This window comes from Agrobacterium sp. 5Ca39 (assembly GCF_055382365.1).
This window is the reverse complement of record NZ_AP026436.1, coordinates 1,873,812-1,894,944: the sequence shown is the minus strand read 5'-3', so window position 1 is coordinate 1,894,944 and position 21,133 is coordinate 1,873,812. Positions and strand designations below refer to the sequence as shown.

20 protein-coding genes are annotated in these 21,133 nt (G+C 60.6%); 11 read left to right on the top strand and 9 right to left on the bottom strand.

Annotation, left to right across the window (positions count from 1 at the left end; translation table 11 throughout):
• Positions 1-40 precede the first annotated feature (40 nt).
• Entirely contained in the window at positions 41-622 is a 582-nt protein-coding gene (locus ACZ47E_RS09470; RefSeq protein WP_003523060.1) for an ATP-dependent Clp protease proteolytic subunit, read from the top strand.
• Between the two features lie 71 nt (positions 623-693).
• Here the strand turns inward: ACZ47E_RS09470 and ACZ47E_RS09465 are convergent, their stop codons facing one another.
• Positions 694-936, bottom strand: a complete 243-nt coding sequence (locus tag ACZ47E_RS09465) for a pentapeptide MXKDX repeat protein (RefSeq protein WP_022556718.1) — start codon at positions 934-936, stop codon at positions 694-696.
• 182 nt (positions 937-1,118) lie between these two features.
• Here ACZ47E_RS09465 and ACZ47E_RS09460 point away from each other — a divergent pair, with 182 nt between their 5' ends.
• Both ACZ47E_RS09460 and ACZ47E_RS09455 read left to right on the top strand, forming a co-directional pair.
• Positions 1,119-1,664 carry a sigma-70 family RNA polymerase sigma factor gene (locus ACZ47E_RS09460; RefSeq protein WP_048902735.1) on the top strand — a complete coding sequence of 182 codons (546 nt, stop codon included), beginning with the start codon at positions 1,119-1,121 and terminating at the stop codon, positions 1,662-1,664.
• Complete coding sequence (locus ACZ47E_RS09455) at positions 1,661-2,305, top strand: NrsF family protein (RefSeq protein WP_022556716.1); 645 nt, start codon at positions 1,661-1,663, stop codon at positions 2,303-2,305. The genes ACZ47E_RS09460 and ACZ47E_RS09455 overlap by 4 nt, the downstream gene beginning before the upstream one ends.
• Before the next feature lie 79 nt (positions 2,306-2,384).
• Here the strand turns inward: ACZ47E_RS09455 and ACZ47E_RS09450 are convergent, their stop codons facing one another.
• Positions 2,385-3,467, bottom strand: a complete 1,083-nt coding sequence (locus tag ACZ47E_RS09450) for an esterase-like activity of phytase family protein (RefSeq protein WP_022556715.1) — start codon at positions 3,465-3,467, stop codon at positions 2,385-2,387.
• Positions 3,468-3,741: 274 nt separating this feature from the next.
• Between ACZ47E_RS09450 and ACZ47E_RS09445 the strand changes: the two genes are divergently transcribed.
• The 4 genes from ACZ47E_RS09445 (at position 3,742) to leuA (ending at position 7,476) form a co-directional block, all read left to right on the top strand.
• Positions 3,742-4,938 (top strand): benzoate/H(+) symporter BenE family transporter, encoded by a 1,197-nt coding sequence (locus ACZ47E_RS09445; RefSeq protein ID WP_464016841.1) that lies wholly within the window; start codon positions 3,742-3,744, stop codon positions 4,936-4,938.
• Positions 4,939-4,956: 18 nt separating this feature from the next.
• On the top strand, positions 4,957-5,247 hold the full coding sequence (locus ACZ47E_RS09440; protein WP_004443015.1) for a BrnT family toxin: 291 nt from the start codon (positions 4,957-4,959) through the stop codon (positions 5,245-5,247).
• Positions 5,207-5,449, top strand: a complete 243-nt coding sequence (gene brnA, locus ACZ47E_RS09435; RefSeq protein WP_004443014.1) for a type II toxin-antitoxin system BrnA family antitoxin — start codon at positions 5,207-5,209, stop codon at positions 5,447-5,449. Before ACZ47E_RS09440 ends, brnA begins: the two co-directional genes overlap by 41 nt.
• 317 nt (positions 5,450-5,766) lie before the next feature.
• Positions 5,767-7,476 carry a 2-isopropylmalate synthase gene (gene leuA / locus ACZ47E_RS09430; protein ID WP_278066932.1) on the top strand — a complete coding sequence of 570 codons (1,710 nt, stop codon included), beginning with the start codon at positions 5,767-5,769 and terminating at the stop codon, positions 7,474-7,476.
• Positions 7,477-7,678: 202 nt separating this feature from the next.
• Here leuA and ACZ47E_RS09425 read toward each other — a convergent pair whose 3' ends face one another.
• Positions 7,679-8,644 (bottom strand): metallophosphoesterase family protein, encoded by a 966-nt coding sequence (locus tag ACZ47E_RS09425; protein WP_107339110.1) that lies wholly within the window; start codon positions 8,642-8,644, stop codon positions 7,679-7,681.
• A 65-nt stretch (positions 8,645-8,709) separates the two neighbouring features.
• Between ACZ47E_RS09425 and ACZ47E_RS09420 the strand changes: the two genes are divergently transcribed.
• Positions 8,710-9,201: an NUDIX domain-containing protein gene (locus ACZ47E_RS09420; RefSeq protein WP_004443008.1), complete on the top strand. Its 492-nt coding sequence runs from the start codon at positions 8,710-8,712 to the stop codon at positions 9,199-9,201.
• A 15-nt stretch (positions 9,202-9,216) separates the two neighbouring features.
• On the opposite strand, the gene ACZ47E_RS09415 is transcribed toward ACZ47E_RS09420, so the two are convergent.
• Positions 9,217-10,209 (bottom strand): glutathione S-transferase family protein, encoded by a 993-nt coding sequence (locus tag ACZ47E_RS09415; RefSeq protein WP_278067473.1) that lies wholly within the window; start codon positions 10,207-10,209, stop codon positions 9,217-9,219.
• Between the two features lie 295 nt (positions 10,210-10,504).
• Here ACZ47E_RS09415 and ACZ47E_RS09410 point away from each other — a divergent pair, with 295 nt between their 5' ends.
• A complete protein-coding gene (locus tag ACZ47E_RS09410) occupies positions 10,505-11,074 on the top strand; it encodes a GNAT family N-acetyltransferase (protein ID WP_107339111.1) in 570 nt (189 codons plus the stop codon).
• Positions 11,075-11,410: 336 nt separating this feature from the next.
• Complete coding sequence (locus ACZ47E_RS09405; RefSeq protein WP_278066931.1) at positions 11,411-12,724, top strand: MFS transporter; 1,314 nt, start codon at positions 11,411-11,413, stop codon at positions 12,722-12,724.
• Positions 12,725-12,780: 56 nt separating this feature from the next.
• Here the strand turns inward: ACZ47E_RS09405 and ACZ47E_RS09400 are convergent, their stop codons facing one another.
• Positions 12,781-13,746 (bottom strand): MBL fold metallo-hydrolase, encoded by a 966-nt coding sequence (locus ACZ47E_RS09400; protein ID WP_278066930.1) that lies wholly within the window; start codon positions 13,744-13,746, stop codon positions 12,781-12,783.
• Positions 13,747-13,832: 86 nt separating this feature from the next.
• Between ACZ47E_RS09400 and ACZ47E_RS09395 the strand changes: the two genes are divergently transcribed.
• Complete coding sequence (locus ACZ47E_RS09395; RefSeq protein WP_022556707.1) at positions 13,833-14,786, top strand: LysR family transcriptional regulator; 954 nt, start codon at positions 13,833-13,835, stop codon at positions 14,784-14,786.
• Between the two features lie 19 nt (positions 14,787-14,805).
• Here ACZ47E_RS09395 and ACZ47E_RS09390 read toward each other — a convergent pair whose 3' ends face one another.
• From ACZ47E_RS09390 to ACZ47E_RS09375, 4 genes are all read right to left on the bottom strand, one after another.
• Complete coding sequence (locus ACZ47E_RS09390) at positions 14,806-15,219, bottom strand: GNAT family N-acetyltransferase (protein ID WP_004442995.1); 414 nt, start codon at positions 15,217-15,219, stop codon at positions 14,806-14,808.
• Between the two features lie 89 nt (positions 15,220-15,308).
• Positions 15,309-17,393, bottom strand: a complete 2,085-nt coding sequence (locus tag ACZ47E_RS09385; RefSeq protein WP_278066929.1) for a hypothetical protein — start codon at positions 17,391-17,393, stop codon at positions 15,309-15,311.
• Between the two features lies 1 nt (position 17,394).
• Positions 17,395-20,205: a DUF4159 domain-containing protein gene (locus tag ACZ47E_RS09380; RefSeq protein ID WP_045532052.1), complete on the bottom strand. Its 2,811-nt coding sequence runs from the start codon at positions 20,203-20,205 to the stop codon at positions 17,395-17,397.
• The gene (locus ACZ47E_RS09375; protein WP_004442988.1) at positions 20,202-21,128 is read right to left on the bottom strand and encodes a DUF58 domain-containing protein; all 927 of its coding nucleotides are present in this window, start codon (positions 21,126-21,128) and stop codon (positions 20,202-20,204) included. The genes ACZ47E_RS09380 and ACZ47E_RS09375 overlap by 4 nt, the downstream gene beginning before the upstream one ends.
• Positions 21,129-21,133: the final 5 nt, after the last annotated feature.

Sequence of the window (21,133 nt, the reverse complement as noted above, 5' to 3'; positions counted from 1 at the left end):
TCCGAAGGGCATGCACGAATTTTGCTGGAGAGAGCCGTTGATGAACGAAGACGAAGACGACAAGAGCAAGGAACTGCCGATTGGCAAGGAAACGGAAGCGAATCTTTTCAAGTCGCGTTCGATCTTCATCTATGGTGGCATCACGCAGGAACTGGCGCAGAAGGTCTGCACGCAGCTCGTGGCCCTTGCCGCCGCCAGCGACGACGACATCCGCGTTTACGTCAATTCTCCGGGCGGTCATGTCGAATCGGGTGATTCCATCCACGACATGATCAAGTTCATCAAGCCGAAGGTTTACATCATCGGCACGGGCTGGGTCGCCTCCGCCGGCGCGCTGATCTATGTTTCGGTGCCGAAAGAACGTCGCCTTTGCCTGCCGAACACCCGCTTCCTGCTGCACCAACCCTCCGGCGGTACGCGCGGCATGGCGTCTGACATCGAAATCCAGGCACGCGAAATCATCAAGATGAACCAGCGCCTGATCAAGATTTTCTCCAAGGCCACCGGCCAGAGCGAAGAAAAGATCGCCAAGGATATCGATCGCGATTACTGGCTCGGCGCGGAAGAGGCCAAGGACTATGGCCTCGTCGGCAAGATCGTCGAAAGCCAGTCGGAACTCTGAGTTCCGGATTTTCAGTCGGTAAAGCCCGCATCGGTGAAAACCGATGCGGGCTTTTTCCTTTCGGGCCGTTGTTATTTCATCATATCGCAGGCCTTCATCATGTCGGCTTTCTTCATCTTGTCCATTTCCATACCGGCCTTGTGCATGCAGGCCTTCTTGCCGGTCACGGACATGCCATCTTTTTTCATCGTCTCCATTTTCATCGCGTCGGGCTTCATGGCGTCTGTCTTCATGCCGTCGGCATGGGCGATGCCCGTGAGGGAAACAGTAGAGAGCAGGGAGGCGGCGGCAAAGGCGGTGAAAATGCGGGTCATGAAGGGTCTCCTCTGGACGTTATCGAATGTCCGCCGGCATCATGTCGGGGATCACGATTGTCCATTCGGGAGAAATGGGCGGTCGTTACAGCTTCACACGTTTGTGACAACATCTTCGGGCGAGATTTTTCAAACCACCGTGTAACAATATGCTGCCGACTGCGAATAACCCGATAGTGACAATGACAGGCAGCCTTTCAGAAGACACTTTAAAGACGCTGATGCTGCGTTCCCTCGATGGGGACGAAGGCGCCTACAGGCATTTGCTTCATGCCCTGCGCCGGCTGCTGACTGCTTACTACGGTCGGCGCATGGACGCCGCTTCAAGGGGAGAAGTGGAAGATCTTGTGCAGGAAACGCTATTGTCGCTGCATGCGAAGCGGGCGACCTATGATCGCTCAAGACCGTTCACGGCCTGGTTTTTTTCGATAGCGCGCTACAAGCTCATCGATCACTATCGCAGGGGCGCGCGCATGCGGGGGGAGGTGGAGCTGGATGAGACCCTGGAGGCGGATTGGTCTGTCGACGCCGTCACCGCGCGGATGGATGTCGAACGGCTGCTCGAGGATTTGCCGGAGCGGCAACGCGAGCTCATTCGCAGTGTGAAGCTTGAAGGGAAGTCCATCGCCGAAGCGGCAAAAAAAACCGGCCAGACCGAGCTTGCGGCACGAGTCGGCATTCACAGGACATTAAAAACCCTGGCGGCGAAGTTGCGAGGCGATACGTGAAGAAAACGGAAGATATTATCGAGCGACTGGCAGCAGATCTCAGGCCCGTTCCGGCTTTTGCGCTCGAGCGTCGGCTGGCCTTTGCAGCCCTGCCGGCGATTGGCGTTTCACTTCTGCTGATGTTCATCATTTTGGGACCGCGCGGCGATATGCGGGATGCGGTGAGCGAGCCAGCTTTCTGGGTGAAGTCTTTCTACAATGCCCTGCTGGCGATGGTCGCTTTTTTCGCGGTCAGGCGTCTTGCCCGGCCGGAGGGAGAAAGAAGGTGCCTGTTTGTCGGGATCGCGGTGATCGTTTCGGCAATGGCGGTGATGGCCTTCGTGCAGCTGGGATTTGCCCTGCCTGAAGCTTACCGCAGGCTCATCCTGGGTTCTTCAGCCCTGCATTGCCCGCTCTTGATCGTCGCCTTTTCTGTTCCGGTGTTTTTTGCGAATTTTGCCGCTCTCAAACGATCTGCTCCTGCCGATCCCGCCCTGGCAGGTTTTGCTGCGGGACTTGCGGCCGGAGCGGCCGGAGCCTGGGTCTATTCCTGGTTCTGCAGCGAAAACGGCCTGGCCTTCGTGCTGATCTGGTATTCGCTGGGTATTCTCCTCACCGGTCTGATCGGGGCCTTCGCCGGTTCACGTCTTCTCCGCTGGTGAAGGCAGGTTTCCTGTTGTGTCGTGTCCGCTCATGCCGGCGCTGTGGGCTGTCAGGGGCCGGCACTATCCTTATCGTGTGTTACTGACCGAGGTTCGCCGGCACTGCGAAGGCTGCAAACTGGGTGAACTGCTTGCCCGGGTTGAAATTATCGTCCGAGGCGATGACAAAGAGCTGTTTGCCATCCACGACCGGTCCAAAAGCAAGGCTTTCGATATTGTCTATGTCGAGGCCGAAGTCGCCTTCCCTGATTTCGAACCATGCCGATTTGGAAACGGCGGCCACGGATGCCGGATCGATCCTGTCCTTGCCGAGAATATTCTCGGCGCGGGAGAGGTCGACGACGAAGAAGCGGATATGGTTGCCGACCCCGGAGGCGAAATTGCGCTCGACGGCGACGAGGCGGCCGTCCGGCAGGGCCGCAAGAGCGGAGAGGCCATTGTCATTGTATTTCGGCTCGGCGGCTGTCGGTGTGTTGGAGATCGCCTCCGTCACATAGATATGTTCAGCGACCGGCTTCAGGGTCGCGGTATCGATGACGAGAATACGGGCCGGGCTGCCCGCCTGCGGCGTCGCCTTCGGGCCATCCTGAATGAGCGCATTTTCGGTGGCGGCGATCAGTCTGCCAGGTGTCAATGTCAGTCCTTCGAAGCCGAGATTGTTTTGCACGCCCCTGGTCTTCGCGTCATCGATGAGATAGGCGTCGGGCAGCGCCAGCCGTTTGACATCGCTTCCATCGAGGTTTGACACATAAATCGCCGGCTGGTTTTTCAGGTCGCGTTCCGAAGACCAATAGAGCTTGCCGCCCTTGGGGTCGAGTGTGATGCCTTCCGCGTCGATGCCTTTGGGAGCGAAGGCCGCGCCGGTCTCATCCTTCAATTCATGCATGGCGGCGATATTGAGGGTGGCGACGCCTTCCGACACCGCCAGTTCCAGCTCGTAATAACGGGCCGGGCCCTTTTCCACGCGGTCGTCGGAAATTGCGAGATAACGCCCGGTTTCGCTGTCGAAAGCGAGATCGGAGATCCCGCCGAAGGTGACGCCATCGATGGAGAGGCCGGAGGAAACGACGATCTGGCCCAGAAAGGCCGACTGCGGCAGGGTCTGGGCAGCCGCCGGAAGGGCTGCAAAACCCAGGGCTGCAATGGTGACGATACGAAACATGAAGCTCCCTCCTGTGGCGGATGATCCGTTGCGATGCAGGGAGGATTAGCGTGCTGCCGCTAAACTTTGATGACGTTTTCCATGCCGGCGTACCCGAAGTCCGGCGGTTCATCTTGCCAAGCCCCGTCTTTTTTGATCCTGAATATAGCCATGCTTCATCCAGAGCGTGCTGCTATCTTCAGATTCGCGCTTCACGCTTCAAATTTGTTCGTGTCCGTCGCCAGTGCAGATCGCTGCGGTTTCTTGCGACGGGCAGCAGGCCGCAGAGTGCTTCATGCTGAGAGATTTTTCCGTCCAGAGCCTGTTCATGGGCTGCCTCACCGCCTTTGTCGGTTTCGCCAGTTCCTTTGCCGTCGTGCTGCAGGGCCTCAAAGCCGTGGGCGCGACCGATTTCGAGGCCGCGTCGGGACTGATGGCACTTTCGGTGGCGATGGGGCTTTGCGCCATCGTTCTTTCCGTCGCCACCCGGCTGCCGGTCAGCATTGCATGGTCGACGCCGGGCGCCGCACTTCTGGCCACGACGGGCGTGATCGAGGGCGGTTTTCCTGCGGCTGTCGGCGGCTTCATTGTCTGCGCCGTCCTGATCATCGTTGCCGGCCTGTTCAAGCCGCTCGGTCGAGCGGTTGCCTCCATTCCGGCGCCACTCGCCAATGCCATGCTGTCGGGTGTCATCATCGGCCTGTGTTTCGCCCCGATCAAGGCGATCGGCTTCAACCCGGCGCTTGGCCTGCCGATCATTCTGGCGTGGATTGTCGTGGGGGCTTTCAGGCGGCTGTTTGCAGTACCTGCGGCCCTTGCCGCCTTCGTGCTGGTGATGATTTTCGGCGTCGATATTCCGGCGGGTGCGTTCGATAGCGTCGCGCAATCGCTGACGCCGCCGATGGAATGGGTAACGCCCGTCTTCAGCCTGCATGCCGTCGTCTCCATCGCGCTGCCGCTCTTCATTGTCACCATGGCCTCGCAGAATATTCCCGGCATTGCGGTGCTGAAGGTCAATCACTACGACCCGCAGCCCGGCCCGCTTTTCGCCGCGACCGGCTTTTTCTCGCTGCTTTCCGCGCCCTTTGGCGGCCATGCGGTCAATCTTGCGGCAATAACGGCGGCGATGTGCGCGGGCGAGGATGCCCATCCTGATCCAAAGCGGCGCTATTGGGCGGCGATCATCGGCGGTGTCGGCTATATTATTTTCGGTCTGCTAGCCGGCGTGGTCACGGCCTTCGTGGCGCTTGCGCCGCCCATCCTCATTCAGGCGGTGGCGGGGCTGGCGCTGGTCGGCGCCTTTTCCGGCTCAGCGGTCGCCGCGTTCAAGGACCCCGAAACCCGCGAGGCTGCGGCCATCACTTTCCTCATCACGGCCTCCGGCCTCTCCTTCGGCGGCGTTTCCGGCGCTTTCTGGGGCTTGATCGGCGGCGGGTTGATGATGGCGTTGCAACGGTTGGTAAGGCGTGGTTGGATAGTGGAAATGGTATAGTTTTTATATTATATTCTCATGGAATTCGAATTTGATCCGGCCAAGAGCGCTGGCAATAAAGACAAGCACGGGATTGATTTTGTCGATGCTCAGGCGTTGTGGCACGACAAATTCGGTTTGACCGTTACCGCGCTGGGCGTCGGTGAAGAGCGGTTTGCGCTCATCGCTCTTCTCGGCGGCAAATTATGGCTCGCAGTGCATACGCTGCGGGATGGGCGTATTCGAATCATTTCCGTTCGGCGCGCCCGTGAATTAGAGAGGCATCATTATGAAGACAATAAGCGCAGAAGAATTCGACAGAATGGCTGATGATGGCGAGGACATCGGTGAGTATCTCGACTGGACAACGGCGCGGCATCTGAATATCGAGCCCAAACGTGTCAACATCGATTTTCCGACGTGGGTCGTCAACGACCTGGACAATGAGGCTCGGAGACTTGGGGTGACCCGGCAGTCGCTTGTCAAATTGTGGATCGCGGAAAGGCTTGAGATCGGCCGACACGCAAAATAGGCCTGCACCGCACAAGATCACTTGTCAGACCGCCAGCCGCTGTTTATACACATCGCCATGAGTAACAGCATCGCAACCATTTCCGGCATGAGCGCGCAGATTTCTGCGAAGGCCTCGTCGTGCGGTGCACTCTCGCTTCTTAGCCTCGACCTTACACGCGGTTGCCGGGTCCAGTGAGGAGCGCCCGGCGGCCGAAAGCCCGCTGGCGCAAACGCTCCTCATCTCGAAATCTCATTTATACTGGATTTAGGCCCTCAAGGGCCGCGCATCCGCCGATGGCTTGAATAAGCCCGCGGATGGCGCAAGGAGGAAGCGACATGGACGCCAAGACCACCACTGTTTCCAAGGGCATGACCGACGCGAGCGTGAAGTATCGCCCTTATCCCACGATCAACATCCCCGACCGCACCTGGCCTTCCAAGACGATCACCAAGGCGCCGATCTGGTGTTCGGTGGACCTGCGCGACGGTAATCAGTCGCTGGTCAACCCAATGGGTCACGACCGCAAGGCCCGCATGTTCAAGCTGCTGCTCGAAATGGGTTTCAAGGAAATCGAGATCGGTTTCCCTTCCGCGTCGCAGACGGATTTCGATTTCGCCCGCTGGTGCGTGGAAGAGGGCAATGTGCCTGATGACGTCTCGTTGCAGGTTTTGGTGCAATGCCGCCCGGAACTGATCACCCGCACCTTCGAAGCGCTGGAAGGCGCCAACAAGCCGATCATCCATTTCTACAATTCGACATCGGAACTGCAGCGCCGCGTGGTGTTCGGCAAGGATGTGCACGGTATCAAGCAGATCGCGGTCGATGCGGCCAAGATGATCACCGACATGGCGGCCAAGGCCGGCGGCGGTTACCGTTTCGAATATTCTCCAGAAAGCTTTACCGGAACCGAGCTGGAAGTGGCGCTGGAAATCTGCAACGCCGTGGTCGAGGTTGTGAAGCCGACGGCCGACAACAAGCTGATCCTCAACCTGCCATCGACGGTGGAAATGGCGACGCCGAACATCTATGCCGACCAGATCGAATGGATGTGCCGCAATATCGACAACCGCGAAAACGTCATCATCTCGCTCCACCCGCACAATGACCGCGGCACGGGCATTGCGGCGACCGAGTTGGGCCTGATGGCGGGTGCGGACCGCGTTGAAGGCACCCTGTTCGGCAATGGTGAGCGCACCGGCAATGTCGATGTCGTGACGCTGGCGCTGAACATGTATACGCAGGGTGTGGATCCTGAGCTGGACTGCCGCGATATCGAGCGCATCAAGGCGGTCTATGAATATTCCAACGAGATGACGATCCCCGAGCGCCACCCTTACGTAGGCGAACTGGTCTACACGGCGTTTTCCGGCTCGCATCAGGACGCCATCAACAAGGGCATGAAGGCTATCAAGGTCGCCAATCATCCCGTCTGGGAAGTGCCCTATCTGCCGATCGATCCAAAGGATGTGGGACGCTCCTACGAGGCGATCATCCGCATCAACTCGCAATCCGGCAAGGGTGGCATCGCCTATATCCTCCAGCAGGATTACGGCATCAACCTGCCGCGCAATTTGCAGGTGGAGTTCCGCGAGGATATCCAGCGCATCACCGATGAAGAGGGTGTCGAGCTGCCGGCCAAGCGCATCTATGAGCGCTTTATCGAGCGCTACGTGACGCAGCCGAATGCGCGCCTCAAATTCGTCGATCACCACACCTATCCGGCCGGCGATTTCAAGGGCGTGCGCATTGTTGCCGCCGAGATCACCGACAATGGTGAGGTGAAGCGCATTGAAGGCAAGGGGACCGGTCCGATCGACGGGTTCATCAATGCGCTGTCGGTTTATCTCGGCATTGATCTCTCGGTGAATGATTATTCCGAGCACTCGCTGCAGCACGGCTCGAATGCCTCGGCCATCGCTTATGTCGAGATGGAACATCCGGGCGGCAAGCTGTTCGGAGCAGGGGTGAATACGAATATCGTGGCGGCTTCGCTGGAAGCGATCGTTTCTGCGGCCAACCGAGTGTTGGAAGAGCGGGTGAAGTAAGGCTTGCATTGAGGGTGGGGCAAAGCACCCCCCCTCTGCCCTGCCGGACATCTCCCCCTCAAGGGGGGAGATCAGCAGGAAGCACTAACATAGCCTCGTTTGCCAAGGTTGAGATGACCGAAAGATCGCCACGAGTCGATCTCCCCCCTTGAGGGGGAGATGTCCGGCAGGACAGAGGGGGGTAAGCTGCACGCGCTAAGGTTTACTCCTCCGGGCTCTGCTCCGCAGGCCGCGAAAACCCCAGCGGCCGCCCGTTTTCATAAAATACCCTGATATCCTCAAGCGCGACACCGGTTGCCGTCTCATTGAGGCTGTGCCGCTCGCAGGTCACGTTCCAGGTGCCGGGACCGCCGGAGATGCTGAAGAGATTATAGGCCGCGCGCGGTTTTTCCCCACCGGGCCCCTGGCTGGCAGAGGCGATACCGACCACGGGAATGTGGTCTTCACCATGGTGCGTGTTCAGCCAATAGACTGTGTTCAAATGTGTATGGCCATGCAGCACGAGCTCCGCACCGCCGACGCCAAGCGCCGCGGCGAAACGGCGTATGCCGATCATGCGCTTGTGCGTTGGGGCGGCGCCACGGATCGGCGGGTGGTGAATCATCACGACGCGGAACAGCCCCTGTTCCCCGGCTTTCTTCAACAGTTCCGCGGTGGCGCGCGCCTGCCGGTTGCCGAAATAGCCGGTGGCCGAGAAAGGTGGCGTCGCAATCGATGTGGAGCAGCCGATCAGCGCAATGGGGCCGCGCACGCGCATATAGGGGAATATCTTGCGGTCGTCGTCCCACTCGGCAGGGTCGCCATCGCCACGAACATAGGGGTACCAGGCCTGCATGGCCTTGTCATGCGCGCCGGACACATAGGCGTCGTGATTGCCGGGAACGACGGAGGTCTTTTCGGGGTCACCCACCTCTTCCAGCCAGTCGGCGGCGGCGCGAATTTCAATGCCGGTCGCAAGATTGACGAGATCGCCGGTGATAGCCAGATGATCCGGTGATTTTGTCTCCAGATCGTCCAGCAGCTTTTCCAGCGTATCGGTGAAGAGATGCTTGCGGCGGTTGCGATGCCAGTTGACGAAACCGGTGATACGCTTGGATGCAAGTTCGCGAAAAGTGAGTTTTGGAAGTGGCCCCAAATGGACGTCTGAAATATGCGCAAGTTTGAACATGGCGGCAGAGATAACCTATGATATGCCGCACGTCCAACAAAAGCCGGCAGGCGGGGAGAAACAGGGTGAATGACGAGACAACCGGGCGGCAGGCCCGTCCGTTCCATATGCGCGTCTTCATTCGTTTGCTGCATTTCGTTTTTCTGTTCACGCGCGGCGCAACTCTTGGCGTGCGTGCCGCCTGCTATGATGGAACCGGCAGGATTTTCCTCGTCCGCCACACCTATCTGCCGGGCTGGTATCTGCCGGGTGGAGGGGTGGAGCGGGGTGAAACCCTGCTCGCGGCGCTTCACAAGGAAATTAGGGAGGAAGGCAATCTCGAAGCCACGTCAAAGCCTGAGCTTTTCCATGTTTATCTCAATCTGGAAGGCAGCAATCGCGACCATGTCGCGCTTTATCGGCTTGAGGTTACCCAGACCAAGCCGAAAAAGCCGGATCATGAAATCGCCGAAAGCGGCTTTTTCGATCTTTCAAATCTGCCCGAAGGGGTGACGGCCGCAACCCGCCGCCGCCTTGCAGAACTTGCCGGCGAGGCGGCGCTCGCCGATCACTGGTAGCAGTGTCCACCCTCGTCAGGAAAGCGGGTCGCGGCCATGGGCCTTTGTCAGGTCCAGCTCGGGGCCGATGGGCACGATGCCTGTCGGATTGATGGTGCGGTGGCTGCGGTAATAATGTTCCTTGATATGGCGCATATCGACCGTGTCAGGCACGCCCGGCGTCTGGTAAAGATCGCGCAGGTAACCCGTGAGGTGCGGATAGTCGTGGATGCGGCGGATATTGCACTTGAAATGGCCGACATAGACGGGGTCGAACCGAACCAGCGTGGTGAACAGGCGCCAGTCCGCTTCCGTCTGCTCCGAACCGAACAGGAAACGGCGGTGCTTCAGCCGGTCTTCCAGCATGTCCAGCGTTTCGAAGACCTTGACCGCATTCTGCTGATAGGCATCCTGCGTTGTGGCAAAGCCAGCCTTGTAGACGCCGTTATTGACGGTGTCGTAAATCACGTCGTTCAACGCGTCTATTTCGGCGCGGAACGTCTCAGGATAATAATCGGTCTGCGAGCCGGTGAGGTCGTTGAAGGCGGAGTTGAACATGCGGATGATTTCCGCCGATTCGTTGGAAACGATGGTGCCGCGCTTCTTGTCCCAGAGCACCGGCACGGTCACGCGGCCGGAATATTTGGGATCCGCTTTGGTGTAGACCTGCCAGAGCGCGGATGAACCGAAGAGGTGATCCTCGGTCGCACCTGGCGTCCGCTCACCTTCAGGCTTAAATTCCCAGCCGTTTTCCAGCATCAAAGGGTCGACAACCGAGACCGAAACAAGCTCTTCCAACTTTTTCAGCTTGCGAAAAATCAGGGTTCGGTGCGCCCAGGGGCAGGCGAAGGAGACATAGAGGTGGTAACGGTCCCTCTCCGCCGCGAAGCCGCCTTCTCCGGAAGGGCCGGGTGCGCCATCCGCCGTTATCCAGTTGCGGAATTGCGAGGCGCTGCGCTTGAAATGCCCCTTGGTTTCCTTGGTGTCGTACCAGACGTCTTTCCATACGCCTTCCACCAGCATGCCCATGACGATCTCCTTGATTGTTTCCTTGGCGGCAATCCTACCCGTTTCACTCGTTGTCGCGAACCCGCACGGCATTGAACAATGCGTTTCCGTGCTGCAGAGCTGGAATGGGGCGGCGACGAGATTTGTTCTGGACGGGTCGTTATTTTCCTGATAATTGCGATTTTCACAAATCTGAGGAAATTTTTGATTATGATCGAACTACGGATGCTCCGACGACGCTGACGCTCCTGAACGCCCTAACCGGCGCAGCCGTCATCTATTGTCGCATCTGCATTCTGGAAGTTTCGGTCTCTTCATGTCCAAGCACGATCTTGTCTACCTCACCGAGGACGCGTCGCACGACGCCATCATCGAAGTCATCAACGAAGAAGCATTTGGCCCCGGCCGGCACACCCGTGCGGCAGCACGCATCCGCGAGCAGGGTCCGCATGACCGGTCGCTCTCCTTCGTCTGCGCCGATGATGGCGAGACGATTGCCTCGGTGCGCATGACGCCGGTTCTGGCAGGCAATGTGAAGGGTCATATGCTTGGCCCGCTTGCGGTTCGGCCCTCTCACAAGAACAAGGGCATCGGCCGGGAACTCGTCCGGATCGCCATTGCGGCGGCAAGGCGCAAGGGCTCCGAAGCCGTGATACTGATCGGCGATCCGCCCTATTACATGCCGCTCGGGTTCGAGAAGGTCGCTTATGCGGCGCTTGATTTTCCGGGGCCGGTTGATCCGAACCGGGTGCTGGTCGTGCCGCTTGGCAATGACGTGCACCAGCGGCTGAAGGGCAATATCGGCTGGCGCAAATGCGAGGCCGTGATGCCGGCCGCGACAGTGGAAGATGAGGGTTTCGAGGCGCCTCTTCGGGTTTACGGGTGACGGGATATCCGAAGAGCTTTTTGCTTCTTGGCGCAACATAAGCCCCGTCATTCCGGCCTTGAGCCGGAATGCAGCCAGGCCAAGTCTTTGGGTTGAAAAGGACTCTTCCCACGGCGCAGACGCGCCGTGACTGGATCCCGGCTCGAGGCCGGGATGACGGAAGGGGCGTTGCGCGCTATGGCAAACATCGAGACCGCCGTGCACATCTTTTTGTCTGGTAAAATCTTCTTCCGGTAGCCTGTTTCGAAACAACGCGTCTCCCTCCACAGAATTCAATTCCGTTTCCTCCCCCCATACGATAGCAAGTGAAAGTCGGTTTTTGCGAAGGGACGAGGCATGACGGCAATCACCATGAATGATGCGCTGGAGCGCGCGGGCGCAGGCGCCTATCAGCGCAGGCTGATGGGCATATTCGGCCTCGTCTGGGCGGCGGATGCCATGCAGGTTCTGGCCGTCGGTTTCACTGCGGCCTCCATTGCCGCAACCTTTGGGCTGACGGTGCCGCAGGCGCTGCAGACCGGAACAGCGTTCTTTTTCGGTATGTTGCTGGGTGCTGCGGGTTTCGGACGGCTGGCGGACCGTTATGGCCGTCGCCGGGTGCTGATCGTCACGGTGGCCTGTGATGCCCTGTTCGGCGTGCTTTCGATATTCTCGCCGGATTTCACCATTCTGCTTGTCCTGCGCTTTCTCACCGGGGCCGCCGTGGGCGGCACGCTGCCGGTGGATTATGCGATGATGGCGGAATTCCTGCCCGCCAGGAATCGTGGGCGCTGGCTCGTCTTTCTGGAAGGTTTCTGGGCTGTCGGGACGCTGATCGTGGCGCTTGCAGCCTGGGGTGCCAGCCTTGCCGGTGTTGCCGATGCCTGGCGATATATCTTTGCCGTAACCGCGTTCCCGGCTGTCCTCGGCCTTGGCCTTCGCTTTCTCGTGCCGGAATCGCCGCTTTATCTCCTGCGCACGGGTCGGTCGGAGGAAGCAAAGGCCGTCGTCAACCGTATGCTGGTCACGAATGGCCGCGCTCCGCTCGATGCCGGGGCAGGGCTTTTCCAGCCTGAAGTGTCCAAGGGGCAGGGGATATTTTCACCGGCGCTGCGCCAACGCAGCATCATGATCCTCTCAATCTGGTTTCTCGTTTCCGTTTCCTATTACGGCGTCTTCACCTGGATGCCGGCGAAGCTGGCGGGAGATGGCTTCGGTTTCGTACGCGGTTATGGTTTCCTTGTGTTGGTGGCGCTGGCACAGATCCCCGGTTACGCGCTTGCGGCCTATGGTGTCGAAAAGTGGGGTCGCAAGCCGACGCTGATCGGCTTCTGCCTGCTCTCCGCGCTCGGATGCCTGCTTTTCACGCTTGCTTCCGGCGGTGCGATGATTGCCGCCTCGCTTCTCATCATGAGCTTTGCGTTGCTTGGCACCTGGGGCGCTCTCTATGCATTTACGCCGGAACTTTACCCGACGGAATCACGGGCAACCGGCATGGGTGCCGCAGGGGCGATGGCGCGGCTTGGCGGCCTGCTGGCGCCATCACTCCTCGGTTATGCCATTGCGCAGGGTTTTGGTGTCGCGATCGGCATATTTGCCGGGCTGCTGGTACTGGCCGCCATTGCGGCGACGATGATCAATACGGAAACGCGCCAGGTGGCGCTGACATAGGGTGTCAGTGCGGGACGATGGCCTGACCCTTGAGGATCAGGCCATTCTGTTCGGCTTTATAGCGTCGTGTAATTCACCGGCAGCCAATCATAATTGGTGCTGTCGGTGCGCACATGACCGATGCCGGGGAAGGCGATATGCGCCCCTGCCACCAGATATTTGCCTTCCACCGCCTGTTTAAATGCCAGATCACGCGTGGCGACGGCTGCCTTCTGATCGACGTCGAATGCGACGGCGACATCAGGTTCATCGAACTGGAGGATATCGCCATGGGTAATATCGCCCCAGAAGACGATTTTCTGGCCGTTGCTTTCGAGAACGATGCCGCTGTGGCCCGGCGTGTGGCCGGCGTAAAGGACTGAGCCGAGACCGGGAACCGGCGCTGCATTGTCGCCGAACGTCTCGAACTTGCCGGCATCGATATAGGGCTGGATGCTTTCTTTGGCTTCGGCATAGCCCTTCTTCAGCGCCTCCGGTGCTGCCTTGGCCTTCGCCTCATCGAGCCAGAAAGCGGCTTCGCGCTTATTCACGCGCAGGGTCGCGTTGGCGAAGACGCGCTTGCCATCCGCGGAGAGACCGCCGGAATGATCGGTATGGATATGGGTGAGAACGACGTCATCTATCTCATCCGCTTTGTAGCCCGAGGCTTCGATATTGGCGACGAGCCTGCCGAGGCTTGGGCCAAGATAGGAGCCGGTGCCGGCATCGATCAGCACCAGCCTGTCACCGGTGTTGACGAGAAACGCATTGACGGACGTAGGCGTCTCTTCCGGAAGGAACGCATCCTGAAGCGCCTTCGTCGCATGTTCCGTCGTGGTGTTGGTGTAGATTTTGGCAAGCGGCAGCGCAATGACGCCGTCCGAAAGCGCAGTAACTTCCACCTTGCCGACCATCAGCCGGTAGAAGCCGGGCGCCTGCGTGGCGACAAGCGGTGCCTTGGCAAATGCGACGGAGGGCGCAACAAAGGGGGCGGCGATGAGGGCGCTGGCGGCGCCTTTGAGAAGTGAGCGACGTGATGGCATTGAAGGCTCCTGGGTTTAGGAATGTCTTGAAACTTTCCGATCTCCAGTTAAGTGTAGGCAGGTTAGCAATCAAATCGATGTGACTTATGCAAACTATCGATCATTTCAATCTCCGTTCCTTCGACCTCAATCTCCTCGTCGCTTTCGATGCGATGATGGAAGAGATGAACGTCACGCGCGCGGCGCGGCGGCTGAAAATCCAGCAACCTGCCATGAGCCATAATATCTCCACCCTGCGCACACTGTTTCAGGATGAGCTGTTCATTCGCGTGGGGCAGGAAATGAAGCCGACGGCGCGGGCGCTCAATCTGGCGGGGCCGGTACGCCAGGCGCTGAGACAAGCGCAGGCGGCGGTGCTGACGGCTGATGTGTTCGATCCGGCGACCGAGCGGCGGACGTTCCGGCTCGGCATGTCAAGCGAGGTTGAGCTGTTGCTTTTGCCGGATCTGTCCGCGCGGCTGCGCGAGATCGCACCCGGTATCCGTATCCTTGCGCGCAACGGGCAACAGCAGGAAATCACCGCTATGCTGGATACGGGCGTGATCGACATGGCTGTCGGATGCACCTATTCGAAGGAACAGCGGCACCATTGCGAACCGCTTTATTCTTCCAGCGTGCTCTGCTGCTTCAACCCGGCTCTGCTCGATCTGCCCAATCCCGTTGGACTGGACGCCTATCTGTCGGCCAAGCACGCGGTGATATCGCAGACCGACAGTCTGCATGGCTGTATCAAGGACGCGCTGGAACTGACCGGACTGGAAATCGACGTCGTCGCTGCTGCGCCGGATTTTCTTTCGGTGCTGGCAACGGCGCGCTCCTCAGCCGTGCTGGCGACCGTGTCTTCGCGCATTGCTCAGCGTTATGCGCCGATGCTGGGACTGGAAGTGAGCCCGGTGCCGGTGACGTTGAATTTCCCGCCTGTCGCCATGGTCTGGACATTGCAGACCGATGCGGATGCGGGAGCCGTGTGGCTGCGTCAACAGATTCGCGACACCATGGGACGCACGGTCGACAGCGAGGTGTCGGGCATCGCCGCCTGAAATTTGCGTGGCCGGCGCTCTAGAACCGTTTCTCCAGCCAGGTGATGGATTGGCCGCTGGAGAGTGGCCCAAGCGAGCCGATCTTGGTGAAACCGTACCGTTCGTAAGTCCTCAGCGCATCCGGGTTCATCGTGTCGATATAGGCGCCCATACAGCCGCGCTTTTTCGCCTCGTCTTCGGCCATGGCCAGAAGTTTCGCGGCCGTGCCTTGTCCGCGCATCGTCTCCGGCACGAAAAGAAGCTGCACATAAAGCCAGCCGCGGGCGGTGTGGCCCACCAGGCCGCCGGTGACCTCATTGTCGTCATTGCGGATGGTGATGATAATGTCGCGTTTGTCGCTTTCGCCGAAACGAGCAAGATTATAGGCCACCAGAGGATCGCGGATGGCTTTTTCGGCCTCTGGATCGGCGGCATCGCTTAAAACGAAATTCATATTCATCTTCCCCGGCCGCCGGGCGGTGGCCGTTTCCCGTTTACGTGCCGAGACGAGGGGAAGGCCCCACGATCTTTGCTGGAACGCCCTTACCGGCCTTCACGCCACCATAGAGCGGAGAAGGCAAGCAGCAACGCGCCTAGCCCGGCGAAACCTGCAAAGAGCGGCAGGCTGTTGACGCCTTTCAGCACCGTCTCGTCGGTCATGCGTATCAGCATGCGATCCTCATCGGCAACCCTGATATCGCCGCGGACCGGCAATATATCCGGCAGTGCGACCCGGCCGGAATTATCGGCGACACGGTGCACGCTGCCTTTGGTGGCATCTGCCAGCGGCTTCAGCGTTTCGGTCGTTGAAATCATCGCCTTGAATTCGGGGGCGTCCACTGCGCCAACATGGACGAGGGTGGTGAAATCGCCGTTCTTGATTTCGAACAGGCCGGTTTCATCCATGCGGCGTTCGATCCTGTAGAGACCGGGCTCGCTGCTGGTGAAAGCCATGTTCTCGGTTTTGCCGGAGGGGAAACGCACGCTGGCCTGACCGGGATCGTCGCCGATGGTCTGACGGGTGATCTGCAGGGTGCGGCCGTTGGCGCGCGCCGTCAGCGCCTCTTCCTCAAGCTCGGGTTCTTTCATCAGCCAGTGGGCGATGCGGCGGTAAAGCGCCACATGCGGGCCGCCGCCCTCATAACCACGCGCCCAGAGCCAGCCCTGATCCGACAGCAGCATGGCGACACGGCCTTCACCCTGGCGGTTGAGCACCAGCAGCGGGTCCTGACCATCGCCCAGCATCACGGTCTGGCCCTGCGGCGGGTCGACGCTGATGGTGCGGAACCAGCGGCCCCATTGGGGCGGCTCGTTGCCTGATCCCTCTAGCCCGCGGGTGACCGGGTGTTTCTTGCCCGCTTCCGAAAGGCGCGGGTAGAAGGCGGCCTGATGCACCTGACCGGTCGGCTGCGCCGGGAGGACGGAGGCGAGCGGCGTCATGGCGATCGAATCCTGACCGGCATGCTCCGGCCCGGCGGCAATCAAAAGTGCGCCGCCTTTTTCGACATATTGGGCGATGTAATCGTAATAGAGGATCGGCAGCACGCCGCGATGCTGGTAGCGATCGAAGATGATGAGATCGAAATCATTGATCTTCTCGACGAACAGCTCGCGGGTGGGGAAGGCGATCAGCGAGAGTTCGTTGATCGGCGTGCCGTCCTGCTTTTCCGGAGGACGCAGAATGGTGAAATGCACCAGATCGACCGAGGCGTCGGATTTCAGGAGGTTGCGCCATGCCCGCTCGCCGGCGTGCGGTTCGCCGGAGACGAGCAGCACGCGCAGGTTCTGACGGATGCCTTCGATCAGGTGAACGGCGCGGTTATTGGCAACAGTCACTTCGCCCGGGATTTCGGCGACGGAAAATTCCATGACATTGTTGCCGCCGCGTGGGACCTTGAAGCGGAACGGCGTCGGCTGACCGGGTGTCGCCTGTAGTGTGGCGATCTCTTCGCCATTCATCTTCACCGTCACCTCAGCCGCGCCACCGCCTGCCGGGCGTCCGTCATCGAAGACGCGCAGCGTCAGTTGCTGTTCCTCATTGACGATGCCGAAGCGCGGGGCGCGAACGATTTCGATACGGCGGTCGAACTCATCAGCCTTGCCCGTGATCAGGCCGTGCACGGGCGCGCGGAAGCCGAGCGCCTGCTCGGCGTTGGGCAGGGCATTGGGAATATCGTGAATCTGGCCATCGCTCAGGAAGATCGCGCCACCCACGCGGGAAGGCGACACATCGGAAACGGCGGAGGACAAGGCCGAAAAAAGCTGGGTCGAGGGCGAATCGCTTTCACCATTATCGCGCACTTCAACGATGCGCGGCTCGATGCGCGGGAAACGGTACAGCCGCTCTTTCAGCGCGTTAAGCGCCGTATCCGTCATCTGCGGCCGGTCCTGCACGTCCTGGCTCTGCGAACGATCGACGATGACGGGGACGATGGTGGAAAGCGGCTCGCGCTCCTCCTGCGTCAAAAGCGGATTAGCGATGGCGGCAAGCAGGGCGGCGAGCGCCAGCCCGCGCAACCATGCGCCACGCACGCCGCGCCACAGGCCTATGAAGGAAAGGAGAAGTGCTGCGACGGCCAGAACGGCGATCACGATCCATGGCAGGAAGGGAGCGAAGGTCAATGTCATGTCACTGCCCCAACCGTTCGAGAAGTGCCGGAACGTGGACCTGATCGGCCTTGTAGTTGCCGGTCAGCATATACATCATGATGTTGACGCCGGAGCGGAAGGCATGTTCGCGCTGCATCTCGTCAGGCGGCACGGTGGGCAGAACCGGTGCGCCCTGCGCATCGACGGCCCATGCGCCGGCGAAATCATTGCCGGTTATCATGATCGGCGTCACGCCGTCCCCGGAGGAGGAGAGGCCGGAGGTGGTCTTGGCGGCACCCTGACGCGATTCCACCCAGAGCGGCGAGCCATTGTAACGGCCGGGGAAATTGGTGAGCAAGTAGAAGGAACGCGTCAGGACGTGATCCTCCGGCACGGGCTCCAGCGGCGGAATATCGATATTGGCGAGGATCGCCTGCAAACGCTCGCCATTGGCGCTGGTCGCGCCGGTATCGAGCGAGGAGAACTGGTCACGCGTATCGAACAGCACGGTGCCGCCGGCGCGCATATAGGCGTCGATGCGCGAGATGGCGGCGCTGGACGGCATGGGCGCGGAGGCCGAAACCGGCCAGTAGATGATTGGGTAGAAGGACAATTCATCCTTGGAAATATCAAGGCCGACAGGCTGGCCGGGCTCCAGCGTCGTGCGCCAGGTCAGGAATTCGCTCAAACCCTGCAAACCCTGTTCTGAAATGCGGTCGACATCGTCTTCGCCGGTGCGGACATAAGCAAGATGGGTGGTGTCCAGCCGCTCGAATATCTGCTCGTCGCCGGGTTTGGGATCGTCGGCGCGGGCATCGTTTGGCGCCATGGCGGCAAAGGTGCCAAGCGCCAGCAGCATTGTGGCCACTGTGGCGCTGCGGGCTTTCGGCAGGCGGGCGAAGGCGCCGTTCATGAAGAGCACGATCAGGCTGTCGGCGATCAGCATCAGGAAGGCAGCGATGAAGAGGGTGGGACGCAGCGATTTCGCCGTCTCGCCGATCAGCGCTTCACTTGACGTGCTGACACCGGCGGCAGAGGTATCGAGCGGGCGCAGCGTCGCACCCGCCGGCAGGAGATTGAGAGCCACGAAACCGTCCTCTGTGCCGTAAAGGCCGGGGGGATTGTCGAAGCCGGTGCGCGGAAGCTGGCCTGCGCGCATTTCTAGCGGCCGGGCAGTGCCGATTTCGGCAGATAGCGCGCCTTCCGCCGTCAGCAGCCGGAAGGGTGGCAGAGCGGCGGCCGGGGCATTGGCGGAAGCCGAAGCGCCGCCCGCCTTGGACAATTGCACGATACGGCGAAGCATATCGACGAAGTGGCCTGATATCGGCAGGTCGGACCAGCTGGCCTCGGCGCTGACGTGGAACAGCACGATGCGGCCTGCCTCGACGTTGCGGGTGGTGACGAGCGGCGTGCCATCGGCAAGGCTTGCCCAGGTGCGTTCGGCGAGGTCCGGTGTCGGCTCGGCCAGAACCTGACGTTTGACGAGAATGCCATCGGCTTTCGGCATGCCGGCGAAAGCGCCGAATGCAGGGAAATCGGCAAGCGGTTGCGGTTCAGCCCAGGAGAGTGCGCCGCCGAGCGCGCGTTCGCCCTGTCTCAGCGTCACCGGCACCAGCGGGTCGTCGGCGGGGGCTGCGGCAAGGCGTGGCCCGGCGAAGCGGATCAACGTGCCGCCGCCCGCAAGCCATTTTTGCATCGGCTCATAGGTTTCCTGCGGCAGGCGGCCGATATCGGCCATGACAATGACGGAGGGGTTGGATTGCAGGATTTCCGGGATAGCCTGCGCCAGATCGGCTTGCCGCTGCGGAATGAGATCGACGAAGGGCTGAAGTGCGCGGCTGATGTAATAAAGCGGTTGCAGCAGCGGCTGGAAGTCGTTGCCGGTTTCGCCTGCCAGCAGCGCCACGCGGCGGCGGCGGAAGCCGTCATCGAGAAGATGCACTGCACCCGCCGTGGAAACACCTTCAAGGGAAAGACGGGCGAAATCGTTGCGCAGTTCGAAGGGCGCTTCCACCGTTGCCGTTGTTTCAGCCTGGCCGCGGGCGAAGGTGGCGATGCCATTGGCGAGGATGCGGCCCTGGCTGTCCTGCGCGTTGACCGTCAACCGGGCAGCTTCCGCAGTATCGAGCCTTGAAAGCGAAACGCTCATGGCGTCGGCATTATTGGTTGCGCCCGTTATCGCGGCAATGGCGTTGCCGTCGCCGCTGACGATACGGAATTCGGCTGGTGAAAGACTGGCCAGCGTTTTCAGGGCGCTTTCGTCCTGCGCCGTCTGCACGCCATCAGCGATATAGGCGAGGGTGCCGGGGGTCGTGCCGTTAAGCGCTTCGGTGATGGCTTCGGCCGTACGGACACGATCGGGCACGAGCGGCTTCGGTTTTGCCGCTGCCAGCTTTTCCAGGGCGACCGCTGTCGTTCCGGGCACGGCGTCGTGTTCGGCATCAGCTGTAAAAGCGATGGCGACGGGGCGCTCGGCACGCTCTGCATCCCCGATCAGGGCTTCCGCGGTCGCCACGCGCCGCTCCCAGTCGGGCGCAGACGCCCAGCTATTGTCAACCACCAGCACCAGCGGGCCGCTGCCGGCGATGCCGCTGTTGCGTGGATTTACCACGGGATCGGCGAGAGCAAGAATCACGGCGGCGGCAAGCGCCATGCGCAGCAAGGTGAGCCACCACGGGCTTTTCGACGGCGTTTCCTCGCGTTTCAACACCGTCGCCAGAATCTTCAGTGGCGGGAAGACCTCTGCCTTGGGGCGCGGCGGGGTCAGCCGCAGCAGCCACCAGATGGCAGGCAGCGCCAGCAAGCCGAAGAGGATGTAGGGGCTGGTGAAGACGAAAGGCAATGCGCTCATCGGCGGCCACCGCCTTGCCCACCGCCCTGTGCCGGCGCGCCTGAAAGATACATGTGCATGGCCACCAATGCCTCGGAAGCGAGATGGTCGGTGCGGTGGAACACGAAGTTCCAGCCCAGCCGGCGAAGCGACGAGGAGAGTGCCTCGCGCCTTGCGAGATAGGCGCGGGTATAGTCTTCGCGAATGGTCTCGGCGCGGCCGGACACCAGTTTTTCGCCGGTTTCCGGATCGCTGAATTCGGTGCGGCCGGAATAGGGGAAGGTTTCTTCGGCCGGGTCGGCAATTTCCACCACGTGGCCGCGCAAGCCCCGCCGTGCGAGCGGTGAAATGCGCTCCATCACGGCCTGTGCATCATCGAGAAAATCACCGATCAGCACGATGTCGCTCGCGCCACGGATCATGCCCGTTTCCGGCATGCCTTCGGTCGGCGGCGCATGCATGATCGCGGTGGCGAGCCGTTCGGCGGCATTCCGGGCCGAAACCGGTTCCATGATACCGGGGCAGCCGATGCGTTCGCCGGAGCGCGCGAGGATTTCCGCCAGCGCCAGCATCAGCACCAGGGCCCGGCTTTCCTTGGAGACGGAACCGAGGGTCGATTTGAACATCATCGACGGCGACATGTCAGCCCAGAGCCAGATGGTGTGGGCCGCTTCCCATTCGCGGTCACGCACATAGGTATGATCGTCGCGGGCCGAACGCCGCCAGTCGATACGCGAGAGACTTTCGCCTTCGGCATAGGGGCGGAACTGCCAGAAATTTTCGCCGATGCCGCGCTTGCGGCGGCCATGCCAGCCTGCGGTGACGGTGTTGGCGATGCGCTTTGCCTCGACCATGCAGTCCGGCACCAGGGCGGCGCGCTGGCGCGCGCGCGCCAGAACTTCGCTACCCGGCGTCTTGTCTACGATCTGGCCGATGGATGCCACATGCA